The 12271-nt window shown below is 43.5% G+C and carries 6 protein-coding genes; all 6 read left to right on the top strand.

Annotated features, from left to right (window positions below; genetic code table 11):
• On the top strand, positions 1-4024 hold a 4024-nt coding region (locus tag ACEW8U_RS05230), incomplete at its 5' end, for a sensor histidine kinase (RefSeq protein WP_373520983.1).
• Positions 4025-4350: 326 nt separating this feature from the next.
• Positions 4351-6315: an ATP-binding protein gene (locus ACEW8U_RS05225; RefSeq protein WP_373520982.1), complete on the top strand. Its 1965-nt coding sequence runs from the start codon at positions 4351-4353 to the stop codon at positions 6313-6315.
• A 14-nt stretch (positions 6316-6329) separates the two neighbouring features.
• Complete coding sequence (locus tag ACEW8U_RS05220) at positions 6330-8540, top strand: ATP-binding protein (protein WP_373520981.1); 2211 nt, start codon at positions 6330-6332, stop codon at positions 8538-8540.
• Positions 8537-9703 carry an FIST signal transduction protein gene (locus tag ACEW8U_RS05215; protein WP_373520980.1) on the top strand — a complete coding sequence of 389 codons (1167 nt, stop codon included), beginning with the start codon at positions 8537-8539 and terminating at the stop codon, positions 9701-9703. The genes ACEW8U_RS05220 and ACEW8U_RS05215 overlap by 4 nt, the downstream gene beginning before the upstream one ends.
• 6 nt (positions 9704-9709) lie before the next feature.
• Positions 9710-11761, top strand: coding sequence for an adenylate/guanylate cyclase domain-containing protein (locus ACEW8U_RS05210; protein WP_373520979.1), 2052 nt, complete (start codon positions 9710-9712; stop codon positions 11759-11761).
• Between the two features lie 31 nt (positions 11762-11792).
• On the top strand, positions 11793-12271 hold a 479-nt coding region (locus ACEW8U_RS05205), incomplete at its 3' end, for an FIST N-terminal domain-containing protein (protein ID WP_373520978.1).

Here is a 12271-nt window from a genome sequence, read left to right as displayed (position 1 = left end):
GTACCAAAAGACCGGCCAGCCCATCCAAGTAAAAACATTCACAAAGAAAGAGAAGAATGAATTTCTCGACCACTATTGGAAGCATGCACCAGCTGTGTCAGATGAATTTGTCAATTATGTTAATGCCACTCCAGGTTCAATTATAGTAGATGCGTTTTTGGAAGAGATAACTGTTTCTATGGTAAAATGGAATACAGAACCCTATACAGATGAGGAACTTGAAATTTACGAACGCTTTGCAAAAGAGTTCAGGCAAACCTATATCCGCTTTCTTGATATCAAAAAAGCGGAAGCGCAGGCAAGGGAGTCCGAAATTCAGTTAGCCCTTGAGCGAGTACGTGCCCGGACGATGGCCATGAAAAAAAGTGATGAGCTTCGAGAAGCAGTTCGTGTTATTTACGAGCAGCTGGAACAACTTCATTTTGAAGCGACTGCCTGCAATATCATCATTATGGATAAAGAATCAGGGAGCATGCAGTATTGGGTGTCTGGTTTTACGCAGGATATTTATCCTGAAAGCTATCACGTTCCATTTCTCAACCACCCCTACCTAAATGCACAGATTGAACCATGGAAACAGGGTGAAAAGTACGCCGTGATGGAATATTCAGGTGAAGAAAAGAAACGTTTTGATGAAATTTTCTTCTCAAAGACTGGTTTTAAAAATGTTCCAGAGCAGGCAAAACTGGCCATGAAAAGTTTGAAAATGGCAAAACTGTCCACGGCTTATTGCCGCTACGGTGCGCTGCAGGTTTTTGGTTTGGAGCCACTTTCTGAAAAAAAGGGGGAAATACTCCGTCGATTTGCAAAAGTATTTGATCAAACTTACTCCCGTTTCCTCGATCTTCAAAAAGCTGAAGCACAAGCCAAGGAAGCACAAATAGAAGCCGCATTGGAAAGGGTAAGATCACGAACCATGGGCATGCAAAAAGCCGAGGAATTGGGAGAAGTCGCCACGGTTTTGTTTAAAGAGATGAATGCGCTGGTTGATAATCTTTGGACCTGTGGTTTTGTACTCTGCGAACCTAATCGCCAAGAAGATGAGTGGTGGCTGAGCTTAAATAATGGTTTGATCCAACCATTCTTCCTCCCCAATATTGGGGACTTTGCCCATGAAAGCCTTTATGAGGGATGGAAAAAAGGCGAAAGCTACCGGACTGTAACCCTGCAAGACGAAGTGCTACAGGAACATTACGATTGGTTGATGAATATTCCAATCTCCAGGAAGATATTTGAGGAAATGGAAGGTTCAGGCATTCCGCGTCCAAACTGGCAGCGATTACATGCGGCCTACTTTAAGACCGGATATCTGGTGATTATTACTGAGGTGCCCTGTGAGGAGGAGGAAATATTCAAACGCTTTGCTCAGGTTTTTGATTTGACTTACACCCGCTTTTTAGACTTAAAAAAAGCCGAAGCACAAGCCCGGGAGGCACAGATTGAAGCGGCATTAGAGCGCGTTAGGTCTCGGACTATGGCCATGCATAGCAGTCAGGATGTGGATATGATAGTCACAACACTCTTTGATGAATTACTCAAACTTGGGGTAGATAAATGGATCCGTTCAGGTATTGGAATCATGGACAAATCCAGGAGAATGGAAGTTTGGACTGCCTCTACCAACCCATCAGGACAAACAGCCCTTGATAAGGGATTTTTGGATATGGAATCACATCAATTACTGAAAGAAGTCCAGGAAGCATGGGAAACAAAAAAAACAACCAATTCCTATGAATTGGTAGATGATGATTTGATCAATTACTTTAAGACGATCAATGACGCGCCAGAATATTCTTTTCAGGTAGATTTTGAAAAACTACCCAACAAAATCATCCACTATGATTTCTTCTTTCCCGAAGGGGCGCTTTTTGCTTTTTCTCCGACTCCCTTATCTGACGAAATATCAAGAGTGTTTATGCGCTTTGCCTCCGTATTTGGTCAAACATACCGTCGATACCTCGACCTGCAAAAAGCCGAAGCTCAGGCCAGAGAGGCACTGATTGAAGTGGCTTTGGAAAGGGTTCGGTCTAGAACCATGGCGATGCATAATAGTAATGATGTAAGTGAAGCAACAGTTACTATGTTCACGGAGCTTGAAAAACTGGGAATTGAAAACAACCGGGGTGGTATTGCTATCATCCGGGAAGATCAAACAATGGAAGTATGGAGTGTAAGCAATATTGAAGCTGGTAAAATTGTAAAAGGAGTCGGCATTTTAGAATGTAATGCACATCCTTTATGGGTGCAAATGTTCCATACTTGGAAAAACAAACAGGATTACATGCATAGTTACCTTGCCGGTAAGTCAAAAGAGGAGTATTTAGAAATCATTAACAACATTCCAAATTATCTATCGCAGCCTCTTAAGGAATTACCAGACATGAATTTTCAGGCTTATGTTTTTAAAGAAGGTACCATCTGGTCGTATTCCCTTCATCCCCATAGTGAGGAAGATCGGCAAATATTGAAACGATTTGCTTCTGCATATTCTCTAACTTTCCGAAGGTATATGGATCTTCAAAAAGCAGAAGCGCAGGCATTGGAAGCTATCAAACGGGCATCGGTTGACAGAGTCCGCGCTGAGATTGCTTCCATGCGCACCAAGCAAGATCTCGAGCGCATCACGCCCCTCATCTGGAAAGAACTCACCACACTGGGTATTCCATTTGTGCGGTGTGGGGTGTTTATCATGGATGAACAGGAAGAACTCATTCACACATTTCTATCTACACCCGATGGCAAAGCAATAGCCGCCTTTCACCTGCCATATGATTCCCCCGGCAGAACAAGTGAAATACTGGCCCATTGGATTCACAAGCAAGTATATATCGAGCACTGGGATGAGACCGCATTCAGTGAACTGGGCGACCTGTTGCTGAAACAAGGCGCGCTGCCTTCCAAAGATGTTTACCTGAAAACCGTGCCTCAAGGTGGAATTTATTTGCACTGCCTTCCCTTCATGCAGGGAATGCTCTATGTGGGTAACTCGTTGAAATTAAAGGAAGAAGATATTCAGCTAATACAATCCGTTGCCGATGCCTTCTCCACAGCCTACGCTCGCTATGAAGATTTCAACAAGCTGGAAGCTGCCAAACAACAAGTAGATAAAACGCTAGTTGATCTCAAGCAGACCCAACAACAACTTATCCAATCAGAAAAACTCGCCTCCCTCGGTCAGCTGACGGCCGGCATCGCCCACGAGATCAAGAATCCACTGAATTTTGTGAATAATTTTTCGGAGGTATCGATGGAGATGATTGAGGAGGTATTAGAAGCGAGAAGCGAGAGGCGAGAGACGAGAAGCCAGAGACAAGAATCAAAGTCTTATCCCGAGAATCAGGAAGACAAGATCCAAAAAGGGGAAAGGGATGAAAGTGAGGAGATGGAAGTTGAGATTTTGGAGGATATAAAAGCCAATTTGAAGAAAATACATGAGCATGGTTCGCGGGCAAATGGTATTGTGACATCGATGCTACAACATTCCAGAGGAGGATCAGGAAAAATGGAGCCTACTGATCTGAATGCTTTGATCAAGGAATATGTCAACCTTAGTTTTCACGGGATGCGGGCCGGAAAGAATCCGATCAATGTGGATATCCAATTGGATTTGGATCCTGATTTGGGCATGGTATCCTTGATCAAAGAAGACTTCACTAGGGTAATCATCAACCTGTGTAATAATGCCTTTGATGCAATGCGGGAGAAGGTTTTAAAGACGGAAGACGGAAGACAGAAGACGGAAGATGGGGAATATGACATTATTAAGTACGATCCTAAACTGAAGGTTACAACAAATTTGGAAAATGGTCAGGTTCGGATATCACTTGAAGACAATGGGCTGGGGATACCCGATGAGATTAAGGATAAAATCCTACAGCCTTTCTTTACCACCAAAAAAGGGACAGAAGGAACGGGCTTAGGGCTGAGCATTACGCATGATATTGTGAAGGCGCATGGGGGTGAATTGGAGATCGCTTCTCAACCCGGATCAACCGTGTTTTTCATCCGGCTTAATAACAAATGATGCCTAAATCATATTTGGATAAAAAATATTTAAAAAAGGTCATGAAGCCATTAAAATTCTTGAAAAGCATAGTTTCGCTCCCGATTAAAACAGCACTGCTTGCCTTTGTGATGATCCTGATGACGGACGAATCACTGGCGCAGCAACGTGCTTATATCAACGGTCCTTCCGAAAATCAGATTGACAGCCTGCTGCTCCGATTTTCTACCGAAACCTCAGGTCGACTCCGCATGGGCCTGGCCCGGGATTTGGGTCTCTTTTACACTGATATCAACCCAGACACAACCATGTATTTTGTGAATACGCAGTTGCAACTGGCCCGGAGCTTGGGAGAGCGTTTGTGGGAAGGTGATGCACTTAGAAGGCTTGGATATCTCACCTATCTTCAGGGGAGTTATTCGGAGTCATTCTCATATAATACGCAGGCCCTTACGCTGTTTATGGATACCTCCACCGAACGGAAGGTGTGGGAACCTAGCAGGCTTTCTCTCGCAGGTACCCCTGAACAAGCCCGATTAACCGAGCTCGCCCTGACTTATTTTCACCGGGCGCAACTATACACGTGGATCAGCAACATCTCTGAGCAAAGGCCCCTCTATCGAAAAGCCATTGAAATAATAGATAAGGCTGGAGACGATGCTATCGCTTCCTTCATGTATAGCAGTCTGGCAGAATCTTATATCGAAGAATATCCCGATTCTGCCATGATGTACCTCAGTATTGGACTTGAAAAGTCCGAAAAAGTTGGTTTCATGAAGTATCGGGGTAATGATCTCGCTCGTATGGGAAGAGCGCATAAGAGCCTAAATGAATTCGATAGCGCTGAGAAATATTATTTGGAGGCAATTGCTAAGAGCAGAGAAGTTAATAACTTCAGGCACCTGGCGATTGCGTATTATGAACTGGCCCGGCTCAATCAGTTGACCGGTTATACCACCCGCGCCTTAGACAACGCCCTGAACAGTTACGAGGCTGCTGATTCGATCCGAAACCTGGCAGTTATCAGTGACGTCGGCCTCATGCTCTCCAAAGTGTATGAGCAGCTGAATGACACAGATAAGGCATTTTATTATCTGAGAATGTCACAGGCTGCTTCGGAAACCCTGCAGAAAGAAAACCAGATACGACGAGCCAGCGACCTGCAGTTTGCCGAACAGCTCAGACTCAGGGATCTTGAGGAGGCTCAAGCGAGAAGTCAGGCCAGGCTCCGAATAACCATTCTGATGGGTGTGCTGTTCACGATTGCGGTGGTGGCGTTCCTGATGTACCGTAACAACCGCCAAAAACAGGCGGCCAATAAGGTATTGGAAAATACACTGGATAATTTAAAATCCACCCAAGCCCAACTCATCCAACAGGAAAAACTCGCTTCCCTCGGCCAACTCACCGCCGGCATCGCCCATGAGATCAAGAATCCGCTAAATTTTGTAAATAATTTTTCGGAGGTGTCGATGGAGATGATTGAGGAAATCCGAGATGCGAGAAGCGAGAGACGAGAAGCGAGATACAAGAATCAAAGTCCTGTCCCGAGAATCGGGAAGACAAGAGACAAAACCTTTCGGCCCGACGAACAGGATCGAGAAGTGGAAAGGGAGGAAATTGAGGAGATGGAAGATGAGATTTTGGAAGATATTCAGGGAAACTTGAAGAAAATACATGAACACGGTTCGCGGGCAAATGGTATTGTGACCTCCATGCTTCAGCATTCCCGTGGAGGATCAGGAAAAATGGAACCTACTGATTTAAATGCCCTGATCAAAGAATATGTTAATCTCAGCTTTCATGGGATGCGGGCAGGGAAGAATCCGATTGATGTGGATATAATCTTGGAGTTGGACCCTGAAATAAAGGAAGTATCCCTGATCAAAGAAGACTTTACCAGGGTAATCATCAATCTGTCTAACAATGCATTTGATGCCATGCGGGAGAGAGTGAAAAAGTCCGAAGTCCGAAGTCCGAAGTCCGAAGATGGTTCGGGGTTAGATGAAAGATATTTGCCAAAATTAAAGGTGACCACAATGCTTGAAATGGGTCGGGTTCGGATATCACTTGAAGACAATGGGCTGGGGATACCCGATGAGATTAGGGATAAAATCCTGCAGCCTTTCTTTACCACCAAAAAAGGAACTGAGGGAACGGGGCTGGGGCTGAGCATCACGAATGATATCATCAAAGCGCATGGGGGCGATTTACAAGTGAAAAGCCCGCCTACCGGACGGGCAGGCATGTCGCCCGAGGAGGCAGGTGCTGAGCGCGAAGGCACAGAAATGATCATACAATTACCGATATAAAAATATTCCGCCAAATGAATACCCAAAAGGAAATAATACTTCAGAAGATATATACAACATGGATGAATTACAACGGTAGCACCATGAAGTTTATATACCTGATTTTTCATGTTATTCTCCTTCCCTATTTCTGCTGGGCACAGGCGACAACTGAAATAATTCAGATAGACTCACTTACAGAAAAAGGCTTTTTACTGGACAAAGGATGGAAATTTCAGGCAGGGGACAATCCTCGTTATGCGGATATAGATTATGATGACAGTAAGTGGCAAAGCATTAATCCAACGCTAGATGTTTATGATTTACCACAACTTAGAAAAGGTATAGTCTGGTTGCGTGTGCATCTAAGAGTCCTCAATCCATCAGATGTTCATTTGGCACTTGCCATCACTCAATCCGGAGCTTCTGAAATTTATCTAAATGGAAAATTAATACGCCAATTTGGAGTATTAAGTGACAATCCAGCTGAAATCAAGGCGTACAATCCATTTAATAAACCGATTTCATTCCCGATTTCAGACGCCCAAGAGCAGGTCCTGGCAATACGCTATGCCTTGCAGCCGGACGTCCGGTTTAGCGCCAATTGGGAGTATGTAAATCAGGCCATGAAAATAACAGTAGATGTAGCCGAAAATGCGAATAACAGCTATCAGCAATCCCTTGCAAGAAATAGCGAAGTGAATGGCCTTAAGATAGGTTTATTTGGAATCTTTGGTGTTCTTTATCTCTTCTTTTATCTATTTAACCCCGCTCATAGGGTTAATCTTTATTTCTCTGTATATGCTTTTTCGCAGGCTATAACCTGGGCAATTCTTTTATCCTTCAATGAACCCCACTTCCTTTCAAACCTTCACCTAATCTTCAATCTTGTATTAGTGCTGATGGTAGCCGGCTACCTTTTTATGCTTCAGGCCATTTATGTGTTGATGGACCAGAAAAGAAAATGGCCATTTTTCGTACTCGTTTTTTTGGGTCTGATCAGCATTCCCATAGGTGCTTTTGTCTATGAATGGGGTTGGCTTCTTTTTGGCATCGTGTTTACCAGTCTTGTAAGTATTGAAATCACACGAGTTGCTTTTATGGCAGTTGCGAATAATAAGAAAGGTGCCTGGATTCTTGCAGCCGGTGGTATTGGCTACCTTGTTTTATGGTCGCATTTCATTCTTGCGAATTTCTTCTTCGTCAACACTTTTATTAATTCAATCCCATCATTTGAGTTGGCCTGGATTAGCATTCCGATAGCGGTTTCCATTTATCTGGGTTATGACTTTGTCCAAACCCTTCGTTCCCTTAAAGAAAAGCTAAATGAAGTTGAAAGCCTGTCACAGGAAAAGCATGAAATTTTAGCGGCACAAAAAGAAGTACTGGAATTACAGGTAGAAAAGCGCACAGCTGAACTCCAGCATTCTTTGGAGGAGTTAAAAACCACTCAAACGCAATTGATTCAGTCAGAAAAACTCGCCTCCCTCGGTCAGCTGACAGCCGGCATCGCCCACGAGATCAAGAACCCACTGAATTTTGTAAATAACTTTTCGGAGGTGTCGATAGAGATGATTGAGGAAGCTATGCAAGAGATGGAGAAGCGAGAAGCGAGAGACGAGACACTTATCATGGACAACCTGGAAGATATCAAATCAAACCTCCAAAAGGTCCATGAACACGGATCGCGTGCCAATGGCATCGTCACCTCCATGCTGCAGCACTCCCGTGGAGGTTCTGGCAAAAAAGAGCCCACCGACCTCAATGCCCTGATCAAGGAATACGTTAACCTGAGTTTTCACGGGATGCGGGCCGGGAAGAATCCTATCAATGTGGATATCCAATTGGATTTGGATCCTGAATTGGGCATGGTATCCCTGATCAAAGAAAACTTCACTAGGGTAATCATCAACCTTTGTAATAATGCTTTTGATGCAATGAGGCAGAAACCCCTCCAAGGGTTTCAATCCCTTGGAGGGTTGGAAGTTTACCATCCCAAATTAACCGTCCGAACCAAATTTGAGAATGGAACAATCTTAATCGAAATCGAAGACAACGGACCCGGCATCCCGGATGAGATCAAGGACAAAATCCTACAGCCTTTCTTTACCACCAAAAAAGGGACCGAGGGAACTGGTCTTGGACTCAGTATTACCCATGATATCGTGAAGGCACACGGGGGAGAATTAGAAATAGAAACATCTATCAATAAAGGGACAACTTTTATTATCAAACTAAGCATATGAAAGCAAGATCAATTTACGGAAAATCCCCTGCGAAAATCCAAACGGCTTTAAAAACAGCAATAGGCGATGATTTTATGCCCACTCTGGCCATTGTTTTTATATCCATAAAGCAGGATCGAAAAGCTGTAAGGGAAATCCTTGCAGCACAGGACATAGACGTTTTTGGGGCAACTTCCTGCGGCGAGTTTGTTGATGGCCATCAAAGTAAGGGCCAAATAGCCATCCTGTTGATGGACTTATCCCGGGATTCATACGCTATTGTGTTTGAAGATATGGGAGCGCGGAGTATTCAGGCAGTAGCTAAACAAATCGCAGGTTCCGCCGTTTCGAATTTTGCCAATCCGACCCTGATCCTTTGCAGTACCGGTGTAACCCCGGCAGTGGAATTATTTGACGGAACAACCCTGGTACATGAACTCTCAGAAGCAATGGGCCGGGACAAGATCTTTTTTGGCGGCATGGCCGGAGACGATTTTACATTAACAGGAACGGCAGTCTTTACCCAAAATGGGGAAACCAATCATGGTATTGTCGCTTTGGTGCTGAATGCTGACAAAGTCTCCCTGAATGGCATGGCCATCACAGGCTGGAAAAAATTGGGGATTTCCAGGAAAGTGACCCACAGCAAGGGCAAACTTTTATATTCCATTGACGGAAAACCCGCAGTGGAGATGTACCTGAAGTACCTGGGCAAAAGTGAACAGGGTGGAGAACGGGATTTCCACCTTTTAAACGAGCTTTCATTCGAATACCCATTCATCACAGAGCGGGAAAACAGTCATGAGATATTAATCAAGTCACCCATGAACATTGATCACGAAGAAAATGCGCTGGTCATGGACATGGAGATGAAGGAGGGCGAGACTTTCTGGTTTTCGGTTCCTCCTGATTTTGATATTGTGGAGGAAATCATCGATGAAGCAAAAGAGGTCAAAAATGCTGCAGGTGGAGATGCAGATGCCTTGCTGGTATTTTCCTGTGCAGGCAGAGAACCGGCGCTTGGCCCATTGGTAAGCATGGAAAATGAAGGATTGGCCGAAGTATGGAAAAGCCCCATGGCAGGGTTTTTTACTTATGGAGAATTTGGAAGGGCAAAAAACGGACAGCAGCATGTCCACTCGACGGCATGTTGCTGGGTGGCATTGAAAGAGAAATCAAATTAAATTACTATGACAGTATCACGTCAACTTTCCGCCATTATGTTTACCGATATTGTCGGCTACACAGCAATGATGGGTAACAATGAAGAAAAAGCATTTAGCCTAATCAAGATGAACAGGGATATCCATCTAAATGCTATTGAGCCGCATAATGGCAGACTTATAAAGGAGTTGGGGGATGGTATGCTCTTAAGTTTTCCATCGGTTTCAGAGGCTATGCTTGCTGCAATGAATATTCAGCAAGCCTGTGAAAAAATAAGCGAAATCAATTTGCGTATCGGCATTCATTATGGTGAAATAATTTTTGAGAATAATGATGTATTTGGAGATGCGGTCAATATTGCTTCACGCATTCAAACGCTTGGGGTACCGGGATCCATTCTTTTTTCAAAGAGTATCGCTAATGAAATAAAGAATAAATCAGGGTTTGAACTTACTTCACTTGGGTCTTTCGATTTTAAACATGTAGATGAACCCATGGAAATATTCGCGCTTTCCAATCCTGGGTTTGCTGTACCAAAGAAGACTGAAATGGATGGAAAACTAAAAAGCGCTTCTGGGAAATCAACCTGGAAAAAGAATGTGTGGATCCCGATAGGACTTTTGCTATTCCTGGTTGCGGCATTCATTCTATTTAAAGATCAGTTGTTTGGTACAAAAGGTGTAACCTTAGAAATGAGATCGATGGCCATTCTGCCTTTTGAAAATTTACAAAGGGACAGTACTTTATATTTCCTTACGGATGGCATTCCTGAAAATCTCATCAACAGCTTATCTGCATTAGAAACTCACCTTAAAGTATTTTCGCGTTCCGCCACTTTTGGATTGCCCGATTCCGCAAAAACAAACGAGCATTTGCATAAGCTCTTAAATACCGACCTGGTCATGAGGGGCTCTTTGCAAAAATCAGCGAACGAGAGTTTTCTGAGGTGTGAATTGGTGGATGCAGTAAGTCAGAATCAGCTTTGGGGTAATAAGTACTTGTTGGACATGAATGATATTTCGGGTCTTGAAAATTCTATTCTTGCAGATCTGATGAGGGCACTGAAAATTCAATCCAAAAATGAAGTAAATGAAAACAGGGGAGTAGATCCGGCTGCCTATGCCGAATACCTGATGGGCCGGCATTTAAGTTATGGATCAACCCCACAAGAATCGGAAAAAGCCCTTGAGCATTTCAGGGAAGCCATCAGAATAGACCCCAAATATGCATTGGCTTACGCCGCTCTTGCCAATGAGAAAGTTGTGCAGGGGCAGTTCGGAACAGCCTCCACAAAAGAAATTATATACGAAGCACGAACGGCATTGGAAGCAGCTAAGGCACTGGATCCTTCGATTCCAATGATATATACTGTGACAGGCGCACTGAATTTTTATTATGAATGGGAATGGCAGGATGCTTTAGAAGCATATAGAAAGGCATTGGATCTTAGCCCTGCCGATGTACAGGTTTATATCCGGTATTCAACAACCCTGGCCATTTTAGGAAGACATACAGAATCAATTCCATTGGCAAATAAGGCTATCGAATTGGACCCGGTTTCTATATCAAGCCTGCACAACCTGGGATGGTGCAACCTATTAGCAAGTAATTTCAAAGAAAGTCATGAAGCATTTGGTAAAGCGCTTGAATTACATCCAAATTGGATTTGGGGTTATATAAAGAAAGCTTATGGGCATGCACTTTTGGGCGAGTATGATGAAGCCATCATGCTGGCTGATAAGGCGCAAACATTATTGGCAGATGGTTGGGGTTCGGAACTCATCCAGGATGCACTTGCCTTTATTTATACAAAATGTAATGAGAAAGAAAAAGCCGACGCAGTAATAGAGCGGTTTTTAACATATGCTTCTCAAAACACCGTGAAAGACCCGTCCACCCTTTCATCCATTTATTACCTTAATGGGAATTATGAAAAAGCGATCGAATGGGAGTGGAAAGCTGTAGAGCAAAATTCCTCTAACGCCTATACCTTTTATATTCCTCTTAAATATGATAAAATATTTTTTAACAGCGCGGAACATCAGCAGATCATAAAGGCAATGGGTTTTAAAAAATGACAATTAGGATAAAAAATTAAAAAAAGAGGTTATGAAAGCAAAATCAATCAAAGGGAAGTCAGCAGAAGAAATACAGTCAGCTTTGGAAAAAAGTTTGGCTGATGGCTTCAAACCAACACTCGCTCTTGTTTTTATTTCAGTAAAGCGAGATATATCTTCCATAATGCGCCTTCTTTCCGATAAAGATATTCAGATTTTTGGTGCCACAACGGGAGGTGAGATATCAGATAGCGACATCAGCCACCAAGGGATTTCTGTCTTATTATTGGATATGAACCCAGCTAACTTTCGGGTATTGTATGAGGATTATGCGGGTAAGAAAGTCGCGGAAGTAGCTAAGACAATGACAGAGCAGGCACTGACGATTTTTTCAAGACCGGCCTTTTTGCTAAGTAACAGTATCGATAAGCCACAGGATATTGGGTTGGGCGAAAAAATATTACTATCCGTTTCCCAAGTGGCTGGAAATAATGGTACCATCTGGGGTGGTGCCGCAGGCGACGACCTGAT

Source organism: Aquiflexum sp. (genome assembly GCF_041751335.1).
In the GTDB taxonomy this organism is placed as follows: domain Bacteria; phylum Bacteroidota; class Bacteroidia; order Cytophagales; family Cyclobacteriaceae; genus Aquiflexum.
This window is presented reverse-complemented; position numbering and strand designations above follow the sequence as displayed.